The sequence below is a fragment of the Leifsonia virtsii genome, assembly GCF_030433675.1.
Lineage (GTDB): Bacteria > Actinomycetota > Actinomycetes > Actinomycetales > Microbacteriaceae > Leifsonia > Leifsonia virtsii.
On record NZ_JAROCB010000005.1, the window covers coordinates 214,925 to 238,612 of the forward strand.

The 23,688-nt window shown below is 71.0% G+C and carries 25 protein-coding genes and 1 pseudogene; 17 read left to right on the forward strand and 9 right to left on the reverse strand.

The window, feature by feature from the left end:
• Nucleotides 1-3 precede the first annotated feature (3 nt).
• Nucleotides 4-375, forward strand: a complete 372-nt coding sequence (locus tag P5G59_RS17965; RefSeq protein WP_301220387.1) for a DoxX family protein — start codon at nt 4-6, stop codon at nt 373-375.
• Between the two features lie 44 nt (nt 376-419).
• Here the strand turns inward: P5G59_RS17965 and P5G59_RS17970 are convergent, their stop codons facing one another.
• Nucleotides 420-989 (reverse strand): NADPH-dependent F420 reductase, encoded by a 570-nt coding sequence (locus P5G59_RS17970; RefSeq protein WP_301220388.1) that lies wholly within the window; start codon nt 987-989, stop codon nt 420-422.
• Nucleotides 990-1,084: 95 nt separating this feature from the next.
• Here P5G59_RS17970 and P5G59_RS17975 point away from each other — a divergent pair, with 95 nt between their 5' ends.
• From P5G59_RS17975 to P5G59_RS17985, 3 genes and pseudogenes are all read left to right on the forward strand, one after another.
• Nucleotides 1,085-1,597: a MarR family winged helix-turn-helix transcriptional regulator gene (locus P5G59_RS17975; RefSeq protein ID WP_301220389.1), complete on the forward strand. Its 513-nt coding sequence runs from the start codon at nt 1,085-1,087 to the stop codon at nt 1,595-1,597.
• 92 nt (nt 1,598-1,689) lie between these two features.
• Entirely contained in the window at nt 1,690-2,319 is a 630-nt protein-coding gene (locus tag P5G59_RS17980; RefSeq protein WP_301220390.1) for a ClpP family protease, read from the forward strand.
• Nucleotides 2,316-2,902 (forward strand): annotated as a pseudogene (locus P5G59_RS17985) (ClpP family protease). Before P5G59_RS17980 ends, P5G59_RS17985 begins: the two are co-directional and overlap by 4 nt.
• On the opposite strand, the gene P5G59_RS17990 reads toward P5G59_RS17985, so the two are convergent.
• Genes P5G59_RS17990 through P5G59_RS18005 form a run of 4 tightly spaced genes read right to left on the reverse strand, consistent with a single transcriptional unit; the run spans nt 2,866 to nt 5,831 of the window.
• Complete coding sequence (locus P5G59_RS17990) at nt 2,866-3,726, reverse strand: SDR family NAD(P)-dependent oxidoreductase (RefSeq protein WP_301220391.1); 861 nt, start codon at nt 3,724-3,726, stop codon at nt 2,866-2,868. The pseudogene P5G59_RS17985 and the gene P5G59_RS17990 sit on opposite strands and share 37 nt — an antisense overlap.
• Nucleotides 3,723-4,703, reverse strand: coding sequence for an alpha/beta hydrolase (locus P5G59_RS17995; RefSeq protein WP_301220392.1), 981 nt, complete (start codon nt 4,701-4,703; stop codon nt 3,723-3,725). Before P5G59_RS17995 ends, P5G59_RS17990 begins: the two co-directional genes overlap by 4 nt.
• Nucleotides 4,700-5,026 carry a putative quinol monooxygenase gene (locus P5G59_RS18000; protein WP_301220393.1) on the reverse strand — a complete coding sequence of 109 codons (327 nt, stop codon included), beginning with the start codon at nt 5,024-5,026 and terminating at the stop codon, nt 4,700-4,702. The genes P5G59_RS17995 and P5G59_RS18000 overlap by 4 nt, the downstream gene beginning before the upstream one ends.
• A 46-nt stretch (nt 5,027-5,072) precedes the next feature.
• Nucleotides 5,073-5,831 (reverse strand): SDR family NAD(P)-dependent oxidoreductase, encoded by a 759-nt coding sequence (locus P5G59_RS18005; RefSeq protein WP_301220394.1) that lies wholly within the window; start codon nt 5,829-5,831, stop codon nt 5,073-5,075.
• A gap of 158 nt (nt 5,832-5,989) precedes the next feature.
• Here P5G59_RS18005 and P5G59_RS18010 point away from each other — a divergent pair, with 158 nt between their 5' ends.
• The 10 genes from P5G59_RS18010 to P5G59_RS18055 all read left to right on the forward strand — a co-directional run bounded on the left by P5G59_RS18010 (nt 5,990) and on the right by P5G59_RS18055 (nt 19,905).
• Nucleotides 5,990-6,877, forward strand: coding sequence for an AraC family transcriptional regulator (locus P5G59_RS18010; protein WP_301220395.1), 888 nt, complete (start codon nt 5,990-5,992; stop codon nt 6,875-6,877).
• A 95-nt stretch (nt 6,878-6,972) separates the two neighbouring features.
• The gene (locus P5G59_RS18015; RefSeq protein WP_301220396.1) at nt 6,973-7,998 is read left to right on the forward strand and encodes a LacI family DNA-binding transcriptional regulator; all 1,026 of its coding nucleotides are present in this window, start codon (nt 6,973-6,975) and stop codon (nt 7,996-7,998) included.
• A gap of 161 nt (nt 7,999-8,159) precedes the next feature.
• Nucleotides 8,160-9,485, forward strand: coding sequence for an ABC transporter substrate-binding protein (locus P5G59_RS18020; RefSeq protein WP_301220397.1), 1,326 nt, complete (start codon nt 8,160-8,162; stop codon nt 9,483-9,485).
• A 61-nt stretch (nt 9,486-9,546) separates the two neighbouring features.
• The gene (locus tag P5G59_RS18025) at nt 9,547-10,458 is read left to right on the forward strand and encodes a carbohydrate ABC transporter permease (RefSeq protein ID WP_301220398.1); all 912 of its coding nucleotides are present in this window, start codon (nt 9,547-9,549) and stop codon (nt 10,456-10,458) included.
• A complete protein-coding gene (locus P5G59_RS18030; RefSeq protein ID WP_301220399.1) occupies nt 10,455-11,354 on the forward strand; it encodes a carbohydrate ABC transporter permease in 900 nt (299 codons plus the stop codon). The genes P5G59_RS18025 and P5G59_RS18030 overlap by 4 nt, the downstream gene beginning before the upstream one ends.
• 38 nt (nt 11,355-11,392) lie before the next feature.
• The gene (locus P5G59_RS18035; RefSeq protein WP_301220400.1) at nt 11,393-12,487 is read left to right on the forward strand and encodes a glycoside hydrolase family 130 protein; all 1,095 of its coding nucleotides are present in this window, start codon (nt 11,393-11,395) and stop codon (nt 12,485-12,487) included.
• A 103-nt stretch (nt 12,488-12,590) separates the two neighbouring features.
• A complete protein-coding gene (locus P5G59_RS18040; protein WP_301220401.1) occupies nt 12,591-17,105 on the forward strand; it encodes a polysaccharide lyase family 8 super-sandwich domain-containing protein in 4,515 nt (1,504 codons plus the stop codon).
• Nucleotides 17,087-18,193 carry a LacI family DNA-binding transcriptional regulator gene (locus tag P5G59_RS18045; RefSeq protein WP_301220402.1) on the forward strand — a complete coding sequence of 369 codons (1,107 nt, stop codon included), beginning with the start codon at nt 17,087-17,089 and terminating at the stop codon, nt 18,191-18,193. Before P5G59_RS18040 ends, P5G59_RS18045 begins: the two co-directional genes overlap by 19 nt.
• On the forward strand, nt 18,193-18,972 hold the full coding sequence (locus P5G59_RS18050; RefSeq protein WP_301220403.1) for an HAD-IIB family hydrolase: 780 nt from the start codon (nt 18,193-18,195) through the stop codon (nt 18,970-18,972). Before P5G59_RS18045 ends, P5G59_RS18050 begins: the two co-directional genes overlap by 1 nt.
• 9 nt (nt 18,973-18,981) lie before the next feature.
• Nucleotides 18,982-19,905, forward strand: a complete 924-nt coding sequence (locus P5G59_RS18055) for a Ppx/GppA family phosphatase (protein WP_301220404.1) — start codon at nt 18,982-18,984, stop codon at nt 19,903-19,905.
• Here P5G59_RS18055 and P5G59_RS18060 read toward each other — a convergent pair.
• On the reverse strand, nt 19,893-20,681 hold the full coding sequence (locus P5G59_RS18060) for an alpha/beta fold hydrolase (protein WP_301220405.1): 789 nt from the start codon (nt 20,679-20,681) through the stop codon (nt 19,893-19,895). The genes P5G59_RS18055 and P5G59_RS18060 overlap by 13 nt on opposite strands.
• A 52-nt stretch (nt 20,682-20,733) precedes the next feature.
• Here P5G59_RS18060 and P5G59_RS18065 point away from each other — a divergent pair, with 52 nt between their 5' ends.
• On the forward strand, nt 20,734-21,144 hold the full coding sequence (locus P5G59_RS18065) for a MarR family winged helix-turn-helix transcriptional regulator (RefSeq protein ID WP_301220406.1): 411 nt from the start codon (nt 20,734-20,736) through the stop codon (nt 21,142-21,144).
• A 54-nt stretch (nt 21,145-21,198) separates the two neighbouring features.
• Nucleotides 21,199-21,636: a hypothetical protein gene (locus P5G59_RS18070; RefSeq protein ID WP_301220407.1), complete on the forward strand. Its 438-nt coding sequence runs from the start codon at nt 21,199-21,201 to the stop codon at nt 21,634-21,636.
• Between the two features lie 48 nt (nt 21,637-21,684).
• Here the strand turns inward: P5G59_RS18070 and P5G59_RS18075 are convergent, their stop codons facing one another.
• A complete protein-coding gene (locus tag P5G59_RS18075; RefSeq protein WP_301220408.1) occupies nt 21,685-22,110 on the reverse strand; it encodes a hypothetical protein in 426 nt (141 codons plus the stop codon).
• Between the two features lie 52 nt (nt 22,111-22,162).
• Here P5G59_RS18075 and P5G59_RS18080 point away from each other — a divergent pair, with 52 nt between their 5' ends.
• On the forward strand, nt 22,163-22,729 hold the full coding sequence (locus P5G59_RS18080; protein ID WP_301220409.1) for a GNAT family N-acetyltransferase: 567 nt from the start codon (nt 22,163-22,165) through the stop codon (nt 22,727-22,729).
• A gap of 10 nt (nt 22,730-22,739) precedes the next feature.
• Here P5G59_RS18080 and P5G59_RS18085 read toward each other — a convergent pair whose 3' ends face one another.
• Together P5G59_RS18085 and P5G59_RS18090 are read right to left on the reverse strand one after the other, a co-directional pair.
• Entirely contained in the window at nt 22,740-23,165 is a 426-nt protein-coding gene (locus tag P5G59_RS18085; protein ID WP_301220410.1) for a hypothetical protein, read from the reverse strand.
• 92 nt (nt 23,166-23,257) lie between these two features.
• The gene (locus P5G59_RS18090; RefSeq protein WP_301220411.1) at nt 23,258-23,584 is read right to left on the reverse strand and encodes a DUF7882 family protein; all 327 of its coding nucleotides are present in this window, start codon (nt 23,582-23,584) and stop codon (nt 23,258-23,260) included.
• Nucleotides 23,585-23,688: the final 104 nt, after the last annotated feature.

A 23,688-nucleotide genomic window follows, 5' to 3' on the forward strand; every position in this document is an offset into this window, starting at 1 on the left:
CTCATGTTGATCGCCTACTGGATCATCGCCGGCCTGCTGGCCCTGGCCTACCTCGCCGCAGGGACGCAAAAGGCGTTCCGCGCCCCTGACAAGCTCGTCGCGCCGGGCATCGGCTGGGCGAAGGACATGCCGCTTCCGGTGGTCCGGCTCATCGGCGTCGCCGAAGTGCTCGGGGCCGTCGGGCTGATCCTGCCGCCGCTCACCGGCATCGCACCGATCCTCGCCCCTATCGCGGCGCTCGGGCTCATCGTTCTCCAGGTGGCCGCGATCGTCTTCCACCTGATCCGCCGCGAGGCCAAGGCGCTGCCCATGAACCTCGTGCTCCTCCTGGCGGCGGTGGCCGTCGCGGTGCTCGGCTTCCTCCTCTGGGGCTGAGCCGAGCCGTCGGCCGCCGCTGCCAGGTCAGCGTCTCGTCGCGCTCAGGAGGCGACGGCGAATCCGCCGGTCCAGGAGATCCGCTCCGCAGCCGCGAGGGTGATCTGCAGGAAGCCGATGGCCTCGAGCTCGCGGGCGCGCTTCAGCGAACCGGCGTCGATGGCGCGGAGGCCGCCTGCCAGGACGATCTCGGTCAGGGTCGCCTTGGCGCTGTCGTCGTCGCCCGCGATCAGGACCGTGGTGGGGAGGCCGCCGACCGTCTTCGAGGACAGGGTCGCCGCGAAGGTGGTGTTGAACGCCTTCAGGACCGTCGCACCGGGAACCTTGCTCGCGATCATGGCGGCGGCGGAGCCGTCGGCCGGGACGACGAGGCCGTCGAAGGTGGCGAAGTCGAGCGGGTTGGTGATGTCGACGATGGTCTTGCCGGCCAGGGCGTCGCCATAGGTGGCGATGACCGCGTCGACCTCGGGATACGGCACGGCTAACACGACGATCTCGCCGTTGATCGCATCCCCCTCGCGCCCGGCGTACTCGACGGTGTTGCCGCCGGACGCGACGACGCCGCCGATCGCGTTCGCCATGTTGCCCTTGCCGATGATCGTGACGGTGGTCATTGTCTTCCTCTTTCCGGCCGAAGCCTTAGTTGAATCTTCAACTAAATGTAGATCGGCTTTCTTGAAGCGTCAAGTAAATGGGTAGAATGGTCTCCATGACGAGTGCAAAAGACGACGAGACGCGCCGCGCGGCGTGGCTCGGCCTCGTCGCGCTCACCCAGGTGCTGCCGCCGGTGCTCGACAGTCACGCCTCGCGCGACTCCGCCTCCACGCACTACGAGTACTTCGTGCTCACCCGGCTCGCCGAAGAGCCGGGGCGGCGGATGCGGCTCAGCGCGCTCGCCGCGGCGACCAACGCCTCGGTCTCCCGTCTCAGCCACGTCATCACGCGCCTGGAGTCCCGCGCCCTGGTGGAACGGGTCCCCTGCGAGGAGGACGGCCGGGCGACGAACGCGGTTCTCACCGCCGCGGGCGCGGAACTCGTTTCGAACGCGGCCCCCGGACAGCTCGAACTGGTCCGCGAGCGGCTGCTCGGCTCGCTGACCCCGGCTCAGGTGGAGCAGCTGGCCGAGATCTCGACCGCCCTGATCGGCAGCATCGACCCGGCCCGCAAGCCGAGCGACGTGTGCGAGTCGGTCGTGCAGGCGGCCGAGTCCCGGGGCGCGTGACCGCGGGGGAGTAGCGGGCGTCTGCTGTCAGCAGTACTGCTCACAGCAGAGGCACCTGCCGGATCGGCGAAGCCGTGTGCACTGTGGATCGCATGAGCGAATCCCCGAAAGTGCCGAACTTCTCCGAAGCCGTGCGACGGCAGCTGTACGAGCGCCGCGTCCTCGTCCTGGACGGTCCCCTGGACGACGACAACGGGACGCTGATCGCGACGCAGCTGATCAGCCTGGCCGCGGAGGACGAGTCCGCCGACATCTCCCTCTGGATCCACTCGCCGGGCGGCTCCGTGCCGGCGATGCTCGCGATCCGCGACATCATGCACACCATCCCCAACGATGTGTCGACGCTGGTGTTCGGCATCGCCTACAGCGCCGGGCAGTTCCTGCTCTCGGCGGGGACCAAGGGCAAGCGGAAGGCCTTCCCCAACTCCCGCGTGCTGCTCCACCAGGGCTCGGCGGGAATCGCCGGTACCGCCGTCGACATCGAGCTCCAGGCGGACGACCTCCGCCACACGCGCGACACCGTGCTGTCCCTCATCGCCGAAGACACCGGCCAGCCGTTCCCGAGGGTCTTCGAGGACTCGCTCCACGACCACTGGTACACCGCCGAGGAGGCGCGCGAGTACGGCTTCGTCGACACGATCGTCCGGTCGTTCGGCCAGTTCAGGCCGTCGGCGAAGAGCGTTGCGGGCTTCGGCCGACCGAGCGAGGGAGACGAGCGATGAGCAGCTACACCATCCCCAACGTCATCGCCGAGCACCCCCGCGGCGAGCGGATCATGGACGTGTACTCGCACCTGCTCACCGAGCGGATCGTCTACCTGGGCACCGCGATCGACGCGGGTGTCGCCAACGCGATGATCGCGCAGCTCCTCCACCTCGAGTCCAGCAGCCCGGACCGCGACATCCAGCTCTACATCAACTGCGAGGGCGGTGACCCGAGCGCCATGCTCGCGATCTACGACACTATGCAGTTCATCCGGCCCCAGGTGGCGACGACGTGCGTCGGTCAGGCGGTCGCCGTGGGCGCAGTGCTCCTCGCGGCGGGCGCGCCGGGGAAGCGTGCCGCGCTGCCCCACGCGCGCATCGTCCTCCATCAGCCCGCTGCCCAGGGGGGGGAGCCATCCCGGACCTGATCCTCCAGGCCGACGAGGTCGTGCGCATGCGGGCCGACATCGAGGACGTCCTCACCCGTCACACCGCGCAGACCGCGGAGACTCTGCGAGCCGACACGGACCACGACCGGGTGTTCACCGCGGCCTCCGCGCGCGACTACGGACTCGTCGACCAGGTGATCGAACGGCGGTGAGACGAGGCGTACGGCCGGAGCGTGGTCCAGAAGGTCTCGACGAGCCGTTCCTGGTTTCGCGGTTCGAGGGCGTCCGCGCTCGGCGCGACGACGCGGCCGCCCTCCAGGTAGGAGCCGCTCGGGACGTCGGCCTCCGCCGCGTGGAGCACCCGGGCAGCGCCTTCCGTGGCCGGACCGCCGATCCGTCCCATCATCGCCGAGCTGAGCGGGGTGTCGTTCAGCCCGGGGCACAGCGCGACCACGGTCGGGCCGCCGGGCGCGATCTCCCCGGCGAGCAGGCGCGACCAGGCGACCATGGTCAGCTTGGACCGCGCGTATGCCGTGACCGGGGTGTAGTCGCGCTCCAGAGCGAGGTCGTCCCAGTCGAAGTGCTCGACCCGGTGCGCCGACGAGCCGACGTTCACGATGCGCCCACCCTCTGCCAGCGACGGCATGAGGAGCCGCGTCAGCAGGGCCGGCGCGAGCGCGTTGACCTGGAGGGTGCGCTCGAAGCCGTCACGGGTCAGCACTCGCGTCGGCGCACCGGGAACGCCGGCGTTGTTCACCAGGAGGTCGACCCGGGATCCGCCGACCAGCGTCCGCACGCTCGCTGCGAGGGCGACCACGTCGTCGAGCCGAGAGAAGTCCGCCGAGAGGTACTCCACGGTTCCGCGCGCGACGGCGTTCAGCGCGGCGAGCAGCGCTCCGACGGACGCGGGCGCCTCCGGACCCTGGACGATCAGGCGCTCGCACCGCGGCGCGATCCGCAGCGCCGCCTCGCGGCCGATGCCGCTGGTCGCACCGGTCAGCACCACGGTGCCGAAGCGCGTCGACCCCCGGCTCATCGCGACGACTCCGCGCCCGCGGCGGGCCGGGACAGGATGCGGGTGAGCCAGGCCGACCGTGCGGTTCGGGCATCGGTGGCGAGGAGGGTCTTCGGGAACAGCGCGTCGAAGCCGTGCACGCCACCGCTCCAGACGTGCAGCTCGGCGTCGACCCCGGCCGACCAGAGCCGTTCGGCGAAGGCGACGCCCTCGCTGCGGAAGAGCTCGGCGCTCCCGGCGTCGACGAAGGTCGGCGGCAGGCCGGAGAAGTCCTCGGCCAGCGCGGGCGCCAGCACGCCGGGGACGGCCTCCGGGTCGGCGCCGTGCAGGGCAGCCGACCAGGCGAAGTCGTTGGCCCGGCCCGTCCACGTGCCCGCCTCCACGAACTGGGCGGCGGAGGTGGACGCGTTCCGCGGGTCGAGCATCGGGCAGAGCAGCAGCTGGGCCGAGACGGGAAGGGCGCGGTCACGGGCCAACAGGGTGACCCCGGCCGCGATCCCGCCGCCGCCGCTGATCCCGCCGACGATCAGGCGGGCTGCGTCGATGCCGAGCTCGGCGGCGTTGTCCGCGACCCAGCGGAGGCCGGCGTAGGCGTCCTCCACCGACGTCGCCCCCGGCACCTCCGTCGCGAGCCGGTACTCGACCGTGACGACCGTGAGGCCGAGCCGGTCCACCCAGTCGAGCACGACCTCGAGCTGGGAGAACCGGTCGCCCATGACCCGGCCGCCGCCGTGCATCCAGTACACGCAGGCGGTCGGCGAGGTGGCGGACGCAGGGGAGAGGGCCGTGAGTGCGATCGAGCCGCCGTCGGCGGTCGGCACCTCGAACTCGCGCCGGAGGATCGCCCTCCCCTCGAGGAGCGGCTCGACGGGAGACGACGAGTACGGCCGGATCAGGGGCAGGGTCTGCGCGTCCAGCTGCGGGCCGGCCGGCAGGGCGGCGAGCAGCGGTGCGATCTCCGGGTCCACCGGAGGACGGGATGCGGTGCTCGTGCTCATCGCGAGGTCACCGCCTTGCCGCCGACCGGGGTGAGGTCGGTGTACTCGGCGTCGCCCGCGAGCAGCTCGCCGAACTGCGCGACGATCGCCTGGGCGGGCTCGCCGGCGAAGACCCTGTGGTGGTCGTCCTCGCTGGTCCAGCCCTCCACGACGTTGACGACGTCGGCGTCCGTCGCGGAGCGGCTGACCAGGTAGACCAGGCAGTGCTCGGACGACGCCGGGTTGCCCGGGTTCAGGCCGGTGAGCAGGAGGGCGACGACGTCATCCCCTCTACCGGGCTTCGCCCGCATGGTGGAGCTGAAGCCGTATCCGATGGTGGTCATGTGCATTCTCCTTGCTGTCGATTCGTTGCTTCGTCGAGGTGCGGGTTCAGAGGTCGTAGCCGCCGGTGGCCTCGATGTCCTGGCCGGTGATCCAGCCGGACTCCGGCGAGGCCAGGAACGCGATCACCGCCGCGACGTCCTCCGGCTCGCCGATGCGGCCGAGCGCGGTGCGAGCTGCCTGCGGCTCGATGAGCTCCGGGAACCGGCTGAACGCGTCGCCGCCCAGCCGCGTGCGCGTCGGGCCGGGCGAGACGGAGTTCGCGCGGATCCCGCGGGTGCTCAACTCCCGAGCCAGATAGTGGGTGAGGACGACCAGGCCGCCCTTCATCGCGGCGTACACCGCGTACCCCGGGGTCGCGCCGGTCGGTCGGGTCGAGGAGCTCGTGGTGTTCACGATGGAGGCACCGTCGGCGAGCAGCGGCAGGAGTGCCTGCGTCAGGAACAGCGGCGCCTTGAGCAGGATGCGGTGCAGGCCCTCGTAGTCGTCGTCGGTGATCTCCCCGACGAGCGCCGTCCCGCTCCGGCCGGCGTTGTTCACGAGCGCGTGGACGCGCGTCTCGCCCCACGCCGTCCCGATCGTGTCGCTGACGCGCTGGGCGAAGTCGCCGAACGAGGCGGTGTCGGCCGCATCGAGTTCCAGGGCGACGGCGTGACCTCCGTCCTGCTCGATGGCGCGGACGGTCTCGTCGGCGCCCTCCGGGTGGCTGCGGTAGGTGAGCACGACCGCGAAACCGCGGCGGGCGAGGTCGATGGAGGTGGCTTGCCCGATTCCGGCACTGCCTCCGATGACGACTGCGACATTCATGGGTGACTCTCTTTCGTCGATAGCGATCAGGTTCACCCAGAAGTCAACAGGGATCGGGCCGTTCGCCCTAGTTCGTGGCTCCCGAAGACTTGCCTATTCCTCCCAACCTGATGAGAATCCGGCAACGCAGAAGGACGCCTCCGCGCTACGCTGACGGCATGGAGCTGGCAGACCTTCGCGACCTCATCGCGCGACACACGCAGCACGGCGACGTCCGCATCGGCCGCAGCGCCACGATCTCGGCGATCGACCGCGTGGGGCCGCCGGAGTTCAGTGCGACCGGCACGCTCCTCGTGCTGCTGGCGCAGGGAGCGAAGCGGCTGGTCGTGGGAGAGCGGGTGCACACGTACCGGCCGGGCGAGTTCCTCGTGGCCTCCCTCGACCTGCCGACCGTGGGCAACTTCGTCGAGGCCAGCCGCGCAGAGCCCGCTCTCGGCTTCTCGCTGCAGCTCCGGCCCGAGCTCGTCGCGGAGCTTCTGCTGCAGCCGGCGGCCGCGGAGGTCGCGCCCTCGGGCCGCGTCGCGGCGGCGGGCGTCGGGGTCGCGCCGGTCTCCGCCGACATCGTCGACGCCGTCGCGCGCACGGTGGGGCTGCTCGACCGCCCCCGCGACCGCGACGTGCTCGCGCCGTTGTACGAGCGGGAACTGGTGTGGCTGGCCCTGCAGAGCCCCCTCGGGGCGAGCGTGCGGCAGCTGGGCACGGCCGACAGCGCGCTCCGGCGCGTGAGCGACGCGGTGACCCTGCTCCGGGAGCGCTACGCCGACGCCGTCCGCGTGGACGAGCTCGCCGAGGTCACCCGCATGAGCCCCTCCGCGTTCTACCGCAACTTCCAGGCGGCGACGTCGATGAGTCCCATCCAGTTCCAGAAGCATCTGCGTCTGCAGGAGGCCCGGATGCGCCTGCTCGCGGCCCGTGCGGACATCGCCGGGATCGCGTACGACGTCGGCTACGAGAGCCCGTCGCAGTTCAGCCGCGACTACCGCCGCTCGTTCGGCGTCTCGCCGAGCCAGGAGCTGCGGAGGGCGCAGGAGACGACGGCCGCGTGACCGTCGCCATCGGGAACGGCGCCCACGAGCGCCCGGCGCCCGATCCGGCATAGGATGTCCGTCGCTCGACCGAGGGCGGAAGGCGAGGCGGAGCGATGGGCGATGAGCGGGTGACGATCGTCGACGTCGCGAACAAGGCCGGCGTCGCGATCAGCTCGGTCTCGAGCGCGCTCAACGGGCGCCCGGGGGTCTCGGACGTCACCCGCGAGCGCATCATCCGGATCGCCGCCGAACTCGGCTTCGTACCGTCGCTGCGCGGCAAGAGCCTGTCCGGGCGACGCGCGTTCACGCTCGGCCTCGTGCTGCACCGCGACCCGGACGTGCTCGAGCTCGACCCGTTCTTCGGCGGCTTCATCGGCGGCATCGAGGACGCGATCGATCCCGCCGGCTACGCGCTCGTGCTCCAGATCAGCGCGGAGTCGGACAGGGTCCTCCAGCGCTACGACAAGCTCGCGGCCGACCGTCGCGTCGACGGCGTCTTCATCACCGACCTGGAGGTCGACGACCCGCGCATCCAGCTGGTCCAGAGGCTCGGGCTGCCGGCCGTCGCGATCAACCCGGGCATCGACTTCCCGATCCCCGCGGTCCGGGAGGATCCGGAGGCGGGCATTCGTGCGACGCTCCGGCATCTCGTCGAGCTCGGTCACCGCCGCATCGCCTACGTCAGCGGCCGCGCCGACATGACGCACTCGGTGCAGCGCGAGCAGGCGTGGCGGAGTGGGTTGCTCGAACTCAGCCTCGCGCCGGGACCGGTGGTCCCCGGAGACTTCACGTACCTCGGCGGGGCCTCCGCCGCCTCCACTCTGCTTGCGCTCGCGGAGCCGCCGACCGCGGTGATGTGCGCGAACGACCTGTCTGCGATCGGCCTGATCGCGCAGGCCCAGCACCTCGGTGTTGACGTGCCGGGGCAGCTCTCGGTGGCGGGGTTCGACGACATCCGCCTCGGCACCTACGTGCGGCCGTCGGTCACCACCGTCCACACGTCGCCGAGGCTCCTCGGCAGGGAGTCGGGGAGGATGCTCGTCGAGCTGATCGAGGAGGGCGCTGTGGCCGACGTGCGCATCCCCGACGCGGAGCTGATCGTCCGTGATTCCACCGGGCCGGTGGGCGCCGGGCGCTGAACTCGCCGCCGATCGTCCGGCGCAGGGCTTGCATTCGTCCGTCGATGCATGGCAACATGGCCGAACCGAAACGTTTCGGTAAGGCACTGTTCCCTTTCCGAAACGTTTTTGTACCCGAATCACCCCCTGCACCGTTCCCGAACTCGACGAGGAGACAACACATGGCAACGAAGAGGTTGCGCGGCACCCTGGGCCGGCGGCTGATCGCCGGCGCGGTCGCTGCGGCCACGATCGGCGCGCTCGCCGCCTGCTCCGGCGGCGGAGGGTCGAGCGACGGCGAGCCGAGCGGCAAGCTGCAACTGCTCGTCTCGAGCAGCGACGCGACCGACGCCGGCTTCCGCGCGGTCAACGACGCCTTCGAGAAGCGGTACCCGAAGGTGGATGTGGTCTTCTCGACCGTCTCGAACGACAACTACCCGGCCACGAAGTCCTCCCGCCTCACCGCGGGCAACCTCGACCTGTTCGTGGTGAAGGGCTTGATGGAGACGCCGTCCTATGCGAAGGACGCGGCCACCGACGACGCCCGCCTGGCCAAGGCCGGCGCCCTGGTCGACCTGACGGGGGAGTCGTTCCTCAAGCAGTACACCCCGACGCTGCTCGACGCGCAGGCCATCGGCGGCAAGCAGTACGCGGTCCCGACGGGCGTCAGCTACTACACCGGCGTCTTCTACAACAAGAAGATCTTCGCCGACAACGGCCTCGAGATCCCCACCACCTGGAGCCAGTTCACCGCGGTGGTCGATGCGCTCAAGGCGAAGGGGATCACCCCGTTCGGCATGGGCGGCAAGGACAGCTGGCCCGCCGGCCTGCCGATGCTCGCCTCCGTCGCCTCGCTGTACCCGACGGCCGACGACAAGCAGCAACTGGCCAAGGAGCTGTGGACGAACAAGGCGAAGCTGACCGACCCGACCGAGGTGAAGGTGCTGCAGCAGACCGAGTACGTGCTGCAGAACTCGCAGGACGGCGCGGCGGGCACCGACTACACGTCGATCCCGTCCGGCTTCGCGGCGGGCGACTTCGCCATGACCGTCGACGGCACCTGGGACCAGCCGGTGATCGACGCGGCCGTCGCGAAGAAGTTCGACTACGGCTATTTCCCGTTCCCCGGCGCCGATGAGGCGAAGGACAACGCTCTGCTCAACGGCAAGACCGAGCTGCAGCTCGCCGTGCCGACCTCGGCCAAGAACAAGACCGCGGCGATGGCGTGGCTCAAGTTCTTCTCCGACAAGAAGAACTACGAGCTGTTCCTGCAGAAGTCCGGCTTCTCGTCCGCTCAGCCCGGCATCTCGACCAGCGCGTTCCTCCAGTCGATCGGCCAGTACACGAAGTCGTACGAGCCGGCGTGGGACCAGATCTGGTTCGCCAACAACAAGGCCGGACAGGACGCGGTCTTCCCGTTCAACTACCCGGCGCTGACCCCGCTCGGTTCCGCCACGCCGGAGCAGGCCGCGCAGGCCGCTCAGAAGGCCTGGTCGGCGGCCGGCTGACACTGTCGGGCAGGGCGGTCCGCCATGAGAGCGGGCCGCCCTCCCGGGAGTCGAGAGACAGATGACTGAATCGTTCCCCTTCCCCCGCCGCACGCCGGTCCGGCTGACCTTCGGCCTCGGGATGCTGCTGCTCGGCATCTTCGGCTTCGTGCCCGCCGTCGGCGTCCTGATCGCGTCGTTCACCGACCTGCGCGGACTCCCCGGCATCCCGATCAACTTCGTCGGGCTGCAGAACTACGTCGACTTCTTCTCGCCCGCGAAGTGGGCGGACAGCGCCAACGCGCTGCGGAACACGATCATCTTCGCCGTGGTCAGCACGGCCGTGCAGATCGTCGTCGCGCTGGCCGTCGCCGTGCTCCTGAACCGCCGCCTCCGCGGGCGGGACTTCTACCGTGCGGTCGTGTTCATGCCGACGATCCTCGGCGTGACCGTCACGGGCCTCGTGTGGTCCCTCATCTTCAACGTGAGCGGGGGACCGGCGGCGTCGATCCTCGGCCTCTTCGGCGGCCACTCGGCCTTCTTCGGCGACCCGCGGCTCGCGCTGTCTCTGGTGATCCTCGTGCAGGTCTGGATGGTGCTCGGCGTCTCGGTCATCATCTTCCTCTCCGGGCTCCAGGCGGTTCCCGAGGAGCTGTACGAGGCCGCCGAGATCGACGGGGCGAGCGGCTGGCAGCGGTTCCGCAGCGTGACCGTCCCGCTGCTGGCGCCCTCGATCACGGCGAACGTGCTCCTCGGCATCGTCAACGCCCTGCAGAGCTACCAGCTGATCTACGTGCTCAGCGGGCCCAACAACCGCTCGACCCAGGTGCTCTCCCTTCTCGTGTACGTGCAGGGCTTCGGCGGCGCGTCGGGGACCACCCTGTCGCAGTCGCAGGGCTACGCGGCCGCCGTCTCGATGGTCCAGTTCGTGCTGGTGGCGATCGTCTCGATCGTCGCCCTGGCCATCCTCCGCAGACGGGAGGCGAAGCTGTGACCGCTACCACCGACACCGCGACCTCGACCCTGGTCGAGCCGCCGCCGCAGCCCGCGGGGCCGCACCGAGAGGGCGAGCAACGCCGCCGGCGTCGCCGCATTCCGATCGGAGCATACATCTGCGCCGCCCTGCTGATGGTGCTGTTCATGTTCCCGCTGCTGTACCTCCTGAACACCGCGCTGAAGTCGCAGGCGGAGTTCGTCGCCAACCCGGTCGGGCTCGTCTCCGACCCGCAGTGGGGCAACTTCGCGACCGCCTGGGAGAAGGGCGACTTCGGCGCGTACATCCTCAACAGCGTCCTCTACACGGCCGCTGGTTCCGCGATCGGCACTCTACTCACTCTGGTGCTCGCTTTCCCCGTCGCCCGCGGGTACATCCGCGGGGCGAAGTACTGGTCCGTGGTCTTCGTGCTCGTGCTGTTCCTCCCCAACGCACTGATCACCCAGTTCCAGCTGCTGCTGCGGCTCGGGCTGTACGACACCCAGCTCGGCTACATCCTGCTGGTGGGCGTCGGCGTCGGCGTCGGCCCGCTGCTGCTCAGCGGGTTCGTCAAGTCGATCCCGCGGGAGCTCGACGAAGCCGCGGCGATGGACGGCGTCGGCTACTGGCGCTACCTCTTCACTTTCATCCTGCCGTTGGCCCGCCCGGCGCTCGTGACGGTGTTCATCCTGCAGGCGGTGTGGATCTGGAACGAGATCATCCTCGCGACGGTCCTCCTCGCCGACCCCACGAAGTTCCCGGTGACCGTCGGGCTGTACGCCTTCAAGGGGACGTACGGCAACCAGTGGCCGCTCCTCGCGGCCGCGACCTTCATCGTCGCCGCTCCGCTGATCGTCGGCTACATCTTCATCCAGCGCTACCTGGTCAACGGCGTCGTCGGCGCCGTCAAAGGCTGAGCAGCGCACCCCTGGCCCCACCACCTGAGAGAGGTCCCGTGACCACCACCATCCCCGCCGGCAGCACCGCTGTCGCCATCCCGTACCTCCTCGAGCGCGCCGGCGTCGTCATGGAGCCGGACCCGAGCGACCCCCGGCAGGTCGAGGGCGTGCTCAACCCGGCGACAGTGCAGGGACCCGACGGCACCGTCCACCTGTTCCCGCGGCTCGTCGCAGAGCACAACGTCTCGCGCATCGGCCGGGCACGGGTCGTGCTGACCGACGGCGTCCCGAGCGGGGTGGACGGCCTGGAGGTCGCCCTGGAGGCGGAGCGCGGGTGGGAGCACGGAACCGCGCACGGCGGTGTGGAGGATCCGCGGATCACCCCGCTCGCCGACCTCGGCATCCACGTGATGGCGTACGTGGCGTTCGGCCCCCTCGGCCCCAAGCCCGCGATCGCGGTGTCGACCGACGGCGTCTCCTGGCGGCGGCTCGGCCCTATCCAGTTCGCCTACGACGACGCGCTCGACACCGACCTGAACCTGTTCCCCAACAAGGACGTGGTCTTCTTCCCCGAGATCGTCCCCGACCCGGAGGGTCGCCCCAGTTTCGCGATGCTGCACCGGCCGATGTGGGACTTCGGCTTCGTGCGGCCGGACGAGCAGCCGCCGCTTCCGGCGGGCGTGACGGACCCTCGAGCCAGCATCTGGATCTCGTACGTCCCGGTCGACGACGCCGTCCAGGATCTCACCGCCCTCACCCGGCCTGCCGGCCACCGCTTCGTCGCGGGCCCGGAGCACGAGTGGGAGGCGCTCAAGATCGGCGCGGGGCCTGCGCCGCTACGCGTACCCGAAGGCTGGCTGCTGCTGCACCACGGCGTCACCGGCGACCTGCCGGGCGGCTCGTTCGTGCCGCAGGCGTTCAGCGTCCACTACGTCGTCGGCGCCATGCTGCTCGACGCCGACGACCCCTCGCGCGTGCTCGCCCGCACGGGCGAGCCCCTGCTCACCCCCGAGACCGCGGACGAGACCGCGGGAACGGTGGCCAACGTGGTGTTCCCCACGGCGATCGAGGAGATCGGCGGAGAGCACTTCGTCTTCTACGGCGCGGCCGACACACGCATCGCCGTCGCCCGCCTGGTCCGCACCATCTGACAGCATCGCCCCAGCACACGAGGAGTCCAGCGCAATGACGCGTCATCCCGTTCCGAACGCTCCACGCCCCCCGCTCGCCCGCCGCTCACGAGCGGCGGCGTTCGTGGCCTTCCTCGTCGCCGCCCTGCTGGGCGCGGCCGGGATCGCCGCGCCCGCCCAGGCCGCCGACCTGGAGTCGGACGTCTCCACCATCGTCTCCCGCCTGCAGGACTACTACCTCAGCCAGGGTGACGAGGTGCAGATCGCCAACGGCATCTACCTGGCGCAGACCTCGAACGCGCTCGACTACGTGGCCTCGCAGAACGCGGACGGCTCCTGGTCCGACGTGAACTACCAGGACACGACGAGCTCGGCGAACGGCAAGACCTGGGACGCCTACAAGGCGCTCTACCGGATGGTCGCCATCGCCCAGGCGTACCGGGACAAGACGGCGAAGGGGTACCAGGACGCCCGGCTGATCGACTCGGAGCAGCGCGCGCTCGCGTACTGGGACCAGGTGAACCCGGGCAACACCAACTGGTGGGAGACCGAGATCGGCGAGTCGATCGCCATGGGGCGCATCTCGATCTTCGTCGGGGACGCCCTCGGCGCGGACGCCGCAGCCCTCGCGATCAAGCACAACCAGGGCAAGCTGGACCCGGCAGGTGCGAACGGCGCCTGGCGCACCTCCGACTACCTCTACAAGGCACTCGCCACCCGGAACGCCGACCAGATCAGGGCCGGCTTCGCCACCATGGTGCAGACCGTGGCCGTCGACGACTCCGGCACCGTGCAGGAGGCCGTGCAGCCCGACGCGACGTTCTGGGCGCACGGCGCCCAGCTCTACAGCGAGGGCTACGGGATGGCGCTGTTCACGATGGTCGCGATGTGGGCGGACTCCGCCCGCGGCACCAGCCTGGCCTTCACCCGCGACCAGCTCGACACGATCGCGTTCTACATCGTGGACGGCACCCGCTGGCTGATCCGCGGCGAGATCGAGATGCTCTACCTGCTCTACCGTCCGGCGACGACGGTGGACGGCGTCACCAGCTACGCCGCCGTCTTCCTCGACCCGCTGGATCGGATGGCGCGCACCGACCCGCTGTACGCGACCGACTACCGGGAGATGGCGGACAACATCCGCGGCAAGACCGCGGGTAACGGGGCCGTCGGCGACCGCTACTTCTGGCGGTCCGAGTTCTCGTCGCACCAGCGTGCGGACTACGGCATCGTCACCGGGCTCAACTCGAGCCGCACCGTCGGCAGCGAGTACCGCTCGACCATCCGCAAGGACGTCGGCAACGAGATCGTCTGGAACCGGACCGGCACGACCGCCATCCAGGTGACGAACAAGGAGTACACCGACCTCGGCCCGGCGTTCGACTGGTACCACTACCCCGGCACGACCGTCCCGTACGTGAAGGAGACCACCCTCGGGAAGGACGGGCGGTCGGCCAACGGCGGCGCCTTCACCGGCGGCGTCTCGGACGGCACCTACGGTGCGAGCGTGGAGAGCCTGGACCGGGCCGGCACGCAGGCGCAGAAGAGCTACTACTACTTCGACGACGAGATGGTGGCCCTCGGCGCGGGCATCCGCTCCACCTCGGCCGCGCCCGTCCACACCACGGTCAACCAGGTCGCGGCGAAGGACAACGCGTCGGTCGACGGGCAGAGCCTCGCCGCCGGAACGGACGGAAAGGTCGTCGGGGACCCGTCGTGGGCCTACAACGACAAGGTCGGCTACGTGTTCCCGACCGACCAGCCGGTGACCGTCTCCGACAAGACGCAGACCGGCAGCTACTACGGAGGCGACCCCGAGAGCCACGACGCGTTCACGCTGTACTTCGACCACGGGACGGCGCCGACGGACGCGGGATACGAGTACATCGTGCTCCCCGCCAAGTCGGCCGCGCAGACCAAGGCGTACGCCGCGGACCCGGCGGTGAAGGTGCTCCGCAACGACACGTCGGTGCAGGCGGTGCAGCATCCCGGGCTCAAGCGGACCATGGCGACGTTCTACCGCGCCGGGTCGCTCGACCTGGGCGACGGCCGCACGCTCTCGGTGAGCCAGCCGAGCATCGTGATGCTCGACGAGTCTTCCGGCGCCCCGGTGGTGAGCCTGTCGAACCCGAGCCAGCCCGGTCTGCTCGTCGACGTCGCGCTGAAGGGCGGGACGACTGCGTCGCACGGCACCTTCGTGCTCGGTTCGGGCGCGAACCTGGGCAAGACCGTCACCGAGCCGCTCGCCGTCGACGACTCCGACGGATCGGCGTACACCGCGAGCGGCTCGGCCGCCGGCTACGGCCCGTCGCGGGCGGGCGACAAGGACACGACGACGACCTGGCAGTCCGCCGGCGCCGCGCCGTGGCTGCAGCAGCGGCTCGCCGCAGGCTCGTACGCGACCGGCGCGGACATCGACTGGGGCGCCGACTACGCAGGCCGCTTCCTCCTCCAGACCTCGACCGACGGGCAGACCTGGACCGACCAGAAGCTGGTCCAGAACGGCACGGGCGGCCACCAGCACGTCGACTTCCCGGCGACCGCGGCGAACTTCGTCCGCATCCTGCCGCTCGACGGGCCGGGAGGCGGCTCCTACTCGATCGCCGAGTTCGCGGCCGCCGCGAGCGTGAACCTCGCCCTCGGCGCACCGACCACCGCCTCCGACGGCACCAGCCCTGCCAGCGCGACCGACGGCAACGCGACGACGCGCTGGATCGCCGACCGCACAGGGTCTCCGGACACGTCATGGCTGCAGGTCGACCTCGGCACGGTGCAGAAGATCGGGGCGGTCCGCCTGTTCTGGGAGGCGTCCTACGCCAGCCAGTACAAGATCCAGGTCTCGGACGACGGCAGCACCTGGCGCGACGCCTACGCCACCCCGGCGGCAGGCGGCGACGGCGGCACCGACCTGGTGACGCTGAACGCGAGCGGCCGCTACGTGCGGATGCAGACGGTCAAGCGTGCGCTCACGAGTTACGGCGTCTCGGTGTGGGAGTTCGAGGTCTTCGGCGACAGCGCCATCGCTTCGGCGCCCACGTCGACCGGCCGGGTGAACCTCGCCCAGGGCAGGCCCACCACGGCGGACAGCGTGTACAACAACCTGGCGAACGTGCAGCCCACCGCCGCCACGGACGGCTCGAAGACGACGAAGTGGTCCTCGGCCCGGCCGTCCGGCTCGGCGCCGTACACCAGCCAGAACTGGCTGCAGGTCGACCTCGGGTCGGTGCGCCCGGTCTCGCAGGCCGTCGTCGAGTGGGAGACCGGCAACTCCACCGACTACCGGATCGAAGGATCGGCGAACGGGTCGGACTGGACGCCGCTCGCCCGCGTGCAGAACACCGGCACCGCCGATCACCACCGCGACACGACCGACTTCCCGACGGCGGAGGTGCGGTACGTCCGGGTGATCGGGTCACCCGCGACGAAGTACGGCCTCAACATCTGGGAGTTCGAGCTCTACGGCGGGTACAGCCTGGCGTGCGGCGCCTCGGTGAACGCGGAGCGGAACAGCACCGCGACGCTCGGCGCGACCATCACGCCGGTCGACGGCGGGGACACGTTCTCGGCGTACTCGCTCGACCCGTCGGTCGCGGCGGTCACGTCCGCGCCGCAGGCGGCCGCCGACGGAACGCTCGCGGTCCCGCTCAAGACCGGGGCGCCGGGGAGCACCTCCATCGTGCTCGTGCACGGCGCGGGAGACGAGTTCGCCCGCTGTCCGGTCACGGTCGCGGTCGACCGGAGTGCGCTGCAGGCGCTTGTGGACAGGGCGAACGGTCTAAACAGCACGCAGTACACGCCTTCGAGCTGGGCGCCGCTGGTACCGGCATTGGAAGCGGCCAAGGCGACCCTGAAGGCGGCCGACGCCACCCAGTCCGCGATCGACGCCCGCGCCGCGGCGTTGAAGGGCGCCATCGACGGGCTGCGCGCCACCTCGGCGATCAGCGCCCCGGCCGTCACGACGGCGTGGGGTACGGCGGCGACCGTCACCGTGACCGTCACGTCGCCGCTGCCGGTGACCGGGCAGGTCGCGCTGGCAGAGGGCGACAAGGACCGCGGCGCGGCGCCCCTGCGCGACGGCGTCGCGACGGTGACGCTCCCCGTCGGGCTGGCAGCGGGGGTCCACACGCTGACGGCGACGTACAGCGGCAGCGACACGGTCGCGGGCGCCAGCACGACGGTCGCCGTGACGGTCACCCTCCCGGACGCCTGGGTCAAGACGACCGCTTACAAGGCGGGCGACATCGTCAGCTACCGCGGTTCGGTCTACAAGGCGGGATGGTCGACCAAGGGCGAGCAGCCCGGCCTCAGCAGCACCGGGGCCTGGCAGGAGCTCGCGATGACCGAGAGCGGCCAGGCGGTGTGGACCGCGTCCCGTGTCTTCGGCGCCGGCGACACCGTCGTCTACCAGGGGCGGACGTTCCTCGCGGGCTGGTACAGCCGCGGCGATGTCCCCGGGTCGGTGACGGGACCGTGGCAGGAGATCGCGACCGCTCCGGATGGCACGGCTCTCTGGACGCCGTCGCGTGTCTTCAACGCCGGGGACCGCGCCAGCTACAAGGGTGTCGTGTACGTCGCCAAGTGGTACACCCGCAACCAGGCCCCTGGCGCGGCCAACGGGCCATGGGCCGTGGCGGGCTGAACGGCGGGGCGGCGGGGCCGGGGCCCGGTTCGGGCCTGGGCTCCGACCCCGCCGCCGGCTCCTCCCCGCCGCCGGGCGAGCGACCCGTCACCATCGCGGATGTCGCCGCCCGGGCCAGGGTCTCCAAGAGCGCCGTCTCGTTCGTCTTCAACGGGCGACGCGGGCTCAGCGCTGACACCCAGGCGCGTATCGTGCGTGCGGCGGAAGACCTCGGGTGGACGCCGAACGCCCGCGCACGGGCCCTGGCCAGGCGGCGGCCGCGGAGCGTCGGCCTGGTGATCCGCCTGGACGGCGAGGATGCGGGCCCGTGGACGGACGTGGTCGGCTTCCTTGAGGGGCTCGGCGGCGCACTCGCCTCGGGCGGCACCGCGCTGGTGGTCCGCGCCGTCTCCTCCGCCGTTGACGAGGAGGAGGCGTATGCCGTGTTCGCCGACGAGTCCCAGGTCGACGTCGTGCTCGTCGGGGCGCTCGGGACCGGCGAGGGCGTGCCGGCCGTTCTGACCCGGTCGGGACTGCCGTTCGTCGTCGCCGCCCCGGCACCGGCGGCTGCGGCGGTCGCCGATCGGGAGGAGCGGGCGCGCCTCGCAGTCCGCCACCTGGCCGCCCTCGGCCATGGGCGCATCGCCCTCGTGGCGGGGGAACGGGCTCCGTTCGACGCCTTCGCCGAGGAGGCGCGTCTGCTCGGAGTCGAGATCGTGCCGCGTCCTCTGCCGGACTCCTCGCCCGTCGCTGCGGAGGAGGTGACCGCCGCGCTCGTGGCAGGCACGTCGCCGCCCACGGCGATCGTCTACGAGACGGCGCTGCTCGCCGTGGCGGGCCTCCGCACGGCAGTGGCCCTCGGGCTATCCGTGCCCGCGAGACTCTCGGTGGTCGGCCTCGACAACGACCCCGTCGCCGCCTCCACGACTCCCACGCTGACGACCGTGAAGAGGGACGAGGCCGCATGGGGACGGGACTGCGCCCGCCTCCTCTTCGCCAGCATCGACGGTGACCGCCCCGGGATCGCGGCCCTCCCGCGCGCAGAGCTCGTCGTCCGCGGCAGCACCTCTCCGCCCCCGTCTCCGCTCCGCCATGAAAGGACTCCCTGATGCCCCGCCTCGTCGCCTTCGACCTCGACGACACCCTCGCGGTCTCCAAGTCGCCCCTCGACCCCCGCATGGCCGGGCTGCTGACCGGGCTCCTCGAGATCGCGCAGGTGTGCGTGATCTCGGGAGGCCGGTTCGAGCAGTTCCGCGACCAGCTCCTCTCCCGCCTGCCGGAGACGGCGCGTCTCGACCGGCTCCACCTGATGCCGACCTGCGGGACGCGCTACCTGCGCTGGGAGGGGGAGCGGTGGCGGCTCGTGTACGCCGAAGACCTGAGCGACCGCGAACGCGCGGAGACGGTGACGGCCGTGGAGGAGGAGGCGTCGCGTCTCGGGCTATGGGAGGAGAACACCTGGGGGCCGGTGATCGAGGACCGCGGCTCGCAGATCACCTTCTCCGCGCTGGGCCAGTCGGCGCCCGTCGCGGTGAAGGCCGCCTGGGACCCCGAACGGACGCGGCGGAGGGACCTCCGCACGGCGCTGCAGGCGAGGCTCCCCGGGCTGGAGGTGCGAGCAGGCGGCTCGACCAGCATCGACATCACCCGCCGCGGAGTGGACAAGGCGTACGGGATGACGAGGCTCGCGTCTCTGACCGGTATCCCTTTCTCCGACATGCTGTTCGTCGGAGACAGGCTCGACCCCGACGGCAACGACTATCCGGTGCTGAAGCTCGGCGTCCCGTCGGTCTCCGTGCACGACTGGACGGAGACCGCGGCCGTCGTCGAAGCGCTCCTCGCATCCGAGCGCGAGCACCCGCTCGCCGGATCGGGCGCCGTGCAATAGTCTCCGATCGTGCGCCTCGGAGTCCTCGATGTCGGATCGAACACCGTCCATCTGCTCGTCGTCGACGCGCATCCAGGGGCCAGGCCCCTTCCCGCAGCGACCCACAAGTCGGTGCTGCGCCTCATGCGCTACATCGAGCCGGACGGCGGCATCAGCGACGAGGGCTGCGACGCGCTGCTCGCCGCGATCTCGTCGGCGCTGCGGGTCGCCGAGGAGGAGGACATCGACGAGCTGCTGCCCTTCGCGACCTCGGCGCTGCGGGAGGCGACCAACGGCCCCGAGCTGCTGGCGCGCGTGCGGGAGCAGACGGGCGTCGACCTGCAGGTGCTCTCCGGAGCGGATGAGGCGCGGCTGACGTTCCTCGCCGTCCGGCGCTGGCTCGGCTGGTCCTCCGGTCGCATCCTGCTGCTCGACATCGGCGGAGGGTCGCTGGAGATCGCGTCGGGCACCGACGAGTACCCGGACACCGCGGTGTCGGTTCCGCTCGGCGCAGGACGCGCGACGATCGGCTTCCTGCACGACGACCCGCCGCGCGACGAGCAGGTGGAGGAGCTCCGCGACCACGCCCGCAGGCTCCTCGCGGAGGTGGTGCCGGAGATCGAGCGGGGCGATGGCGACCACGTCATCGGGACCTCGAAGACGATCCGATCGCTCGCCCGGCTCGCCGGGTCCGCCTCCGCGCGCGCCGGAGGCGACGACCGCGTGCACCTGACCCGCTCCGGGCTCGCGGACTGGGTCCCGCGGCTCGGCCGGATGCCGGCGGACTCCCGGACGGCCCTCCCGGGCATCACCTCCGACCGTGCCTTCCAGATCGTCGCGGGCGGGATCGTGCTCCGCGAGGCGATGCGGGCCTTCGACGTCGACGAGCTCGAGGTGTGCCCGTGGGCGCTGCGCGAGGGCATCATCCTCCGCTACCTCGATCACCTCGACTGAGCGGCGACCTCCGCCAGGAACGGGTCGACGACGCGCCAGGTGGCCTCGGGATTCTCCAGGTGCGGCAGGTGCCCGGCGTCCGGGATCTCTGCGAACCGGGCGCCGGGGACCGCGGCGGCGAGGGCGCGGCCGTAAGCGGGGGTGACGATCCCGTCGCTGTCGCCCCACACCATCAGCGCCGGGACGTCGACCCCGCCCAGCCGAGCCAGCAGCGCCGGGTCGGCCATGCTGGAGGCGATCGTCGCCATCGTGCGACCGTTCCCCTGCTGGATGGCGCGCTGCTCGTCGGTGAGGCCGGCCGGGTCGATATAGCCGCGCTCCGGGTCGTGCCAGGCGAGCTCGGCGAGGCCGCGGGCGTCGAGGCCGAAGAAGTCGGCGATCGGCTCGCCCTCGACGATCGCGCCCACCCCGTCGATGTCGACGACGGCGGAGATCAGGCCGGAGTAGCGGGCGTGCGCGGCCGCCTGCAGCGCCATCTCGAGCGCGATCCAGCCACCGATGGAGGAGCCGATCAGGACGACGCCGCGCTCACCGCCCTCGAGCAGGCGGTCGAGGTAGCCGGTGGCGAGGTCGGCGACGGAGGCGATGGAACCGGGCAGTTCCGTCCCCTCCCAGCCCGGGTGGGTGGGGGCGACGACGTGCATGGTCGAGGCGAGGTGCGCGACGATCGGCGCGACCGTGCGCGGGCCGCCCCCGCCGTGCAGCACGAGCGCTTCGGGGGAGGCGGGGTCGCCGGCCTCCATCACGGGGAGGTCGAGGGGAAGGCTGATCGTCATGGCGGGCTCCTATATCAACATGTTTATCTAAGAATGTTGATACAGTAGCACCATGACGGTGGAACTGGAAGCACTCGGCCTGGCGATCAAGCGCGCGCAGTACCGCAACCACCGCACGATGGACGCCGCTCTCCGGCCGGTCGGGATCACCCTGGTCCAGTGGGACGCGCTGCGCGCCATCGCGCGCATGCCCGAGGCGTCGGGGCACGATCTCGCCGCCGCCACCTTCCAGAGCGACCAGGCCTTCGGCACCCTGGCGAACCGGCTGGCCGAGCGCGGGCTCATCGTCCGGACGCCCGGCCGCGGGCGCCGCATCGTCCACGAACTGACCGACGCCGGCCGTGCCGCGCTGGAAGAGGGCCACGCGGTGGCCGCCGATGTGCTCGACGACCTGTTCGCTCCGCTCGACGAGGTCCAGCGTGCGGCCCTGCTGGAGACGCTGGGCCGCCTCACCTCGCACTGAGGCCGGTTCCCGGAGACGGGGTACGGTGGGGGCGGACGACGGCAGGGGGAGTGCATGGATCCGGCGGACGAGAAGATGATCGCGGAGATCGACGCGGCGGCCACGGCCCTGCGTGCGGCGGGGCCGGGGGACTTCGCGGCGATGGATGCGCTGTGGCGGGCGGTCTACGCCCTCCCGCGCTGGGCGTTCATCGCCCGCGGGACCGACGACGCGCCCTCGCCGTTCGTCGGCGAGCTGGACTCGGGTCCGATGCTCTTCGCGTTCACCACGATCGCCCGCGCGCACGACGGCGCACTGAGCGCCGGGCTCGACGAGGAGGCCGCATCGCGCGTGCTCACGGTGCCGATGCCCGACGCGATCGAGTGGTCCGCGTCCTTCGCCGACTCCGGCGTACGCGGGATCGTCTTCGACCTGCCCGGATTCGGGTACTTCGCGCCGCTTGCGAACCTCGTGCCCATGCGCGACTACATGGCGGCGAACCCGGCCCGCTGACGCGCCGAGTGGTGACATCACGTCACGACTCGACCCGGATTCCCGCGGTTAATCACCACTCGCCGCGACCACACGCTCCCGGATCATGCGGAGGGAGGTGTTGAGCGTGGATGCGACGAGCAGTGCCAGGTAGACGACCCAGAACACCGCGGTGCCGCCGTGGAGCAGCCGGACGAGCTCCCACGTCTCCTGCGTCGCGATCAGCGCGCCCCCGACGGCGACGGTGAACCATCCCGTTCCAGACGCCCGGAACAGCCGCGCGCGCGACCCGACCGAGGGGTCGGCGGCGATGCGGCGGCGGGTGATGACGTACATGGCCGGCGGGAAGAGCCACCAGTACCGCGACGGCAGGGCCGACTCGTCGTGCGCGATCGACGACTCGATCCTGTGCAGCTCCACCGACCCCTGGAACAGCGGGCCCGCGACCAGGAACCACGCCCCGATGAAACTCGCCCACACGACCACGGCTTCCATGCGCACAGCCTGGCACGGGACACCGCCCGGCCGCGCCCGCTACGCTCGGCGCATGACGATCGAGGTGCTGCCGGCGACCGGCCGCTGGGACGACTTCGCCACCTTCATGGTGCCGCGCAAGCCCGGCGGCGGTGGCTGCGTGTGCATGTCGTACCGGGACGCGCGCCTGCCGATGCCCGAGCGGATCGCGTACATGGAGCACGAGTGCGGGACGACGCCCGGTCCGGGCGTGCTGGCCTACCTCGACGGCGAGGTCGCCGGTTGGTGCAGCGTCGCGCCGAAGTCGACGTACCGGCGGCTGATGAACTCCCGCACCATCCCGCACCTGGATGAGGAGCGCGACCCGTGGTCGATCGTGTGCTTCGTCGTGCGCGGCGGCTTCCGCAAGCGCGGCGTGATGCACGACCTGCTGGACGGAGCGGTCGAGCACGCCAGGGCGAGCGGCGCGACCGTGGTCGAGGGCTACCCGGTCGACACAGGGGGCGAGCGGGTGGACGTGATCAGCGGCTACGTCGGCACCGTCGACCTGTTCGAGAAGCACGGCTTCACGCGCCTGACCGAGACCGACGCGCACTCCGGAGGCCGGGTTCGCTGGATCGTGCGCCGGGAGCTGGGCTGACGCGATCCCTCTAGGCCCCGGCCGCGGTGTGCAGACGGTACGACGCGAAGAACGTGCCGCCGTAGAGGGCGGCGGCGACCAGGAAGCCGGTCGCCATCAGGTAGGACGCCCATTCGCTCCCGGACGCCATGGTCCCGACACCCGCGAGGAAGGTGACCACGATCACCACGAGCCCCCACACCGCGAGCCGCTGACCGAGCTGCGCGCGTCGTGCCGCCAGCAGCAGCCGCACCGCGATCACCACCAGGCCGATCGCGATCAGGATGTGCAGGACGATGACGACCCAGTCGGCGGCCACGGCGAACCCGCCTTCCGGCTCCCCGATCAGGTTGGCCGCCATCCCGAGCAGGAACTGGAGCGCCAGCGCGGTGAGCGCCTCGCGGGAGCGGCGGCGGAGGCTCTCGGCAGCACCGGCGGGTGCTTCGGCTGCGGACATGCGGTGCTCCTCTGACTCGGACGGCTCGGGAATCGAGGTCATTCTGCTCCGTCCGCGCGTCGAGGGGAACAGCCGATCGGCCGTCCCCGAGGTCAGACCCGGACGGCGGCTCGCACGGGAGCGGCGGCGCGTTCCTCCGGCTCGACGATCAGCCCTCGGGAGCTGTCCGCGGACGCGGCCAGCTCTGAAAGCCACGTTCGGTTCAGCGCCGGTGCGCGGGAGCCGTCGAAGTGGAAGAGGACGTTGCTCGCCGGGTGGATCCACACGCTGGTGCGTCCGCCTCCCGACGACTGTCCGTCCTTCCAGGACATGGCGAAGCTCTGCCCGTGGCGGAGCTTGTTGACGATCACGACGTGCAGGTGCGCGAGCGTCCGGTCGTCGATCTCGACGTCGTGGTTCTCGTAGCTGAGAAAGCCCATGATGGTTCCCTCCTGTCGGTCCGGAAGGGGGCAAAGAGTCGGATGCCAGCCGAGTTCACGTCTACCGGAGGGCGTCTACCCAGTGTGACCCATGTGGGGGGTAG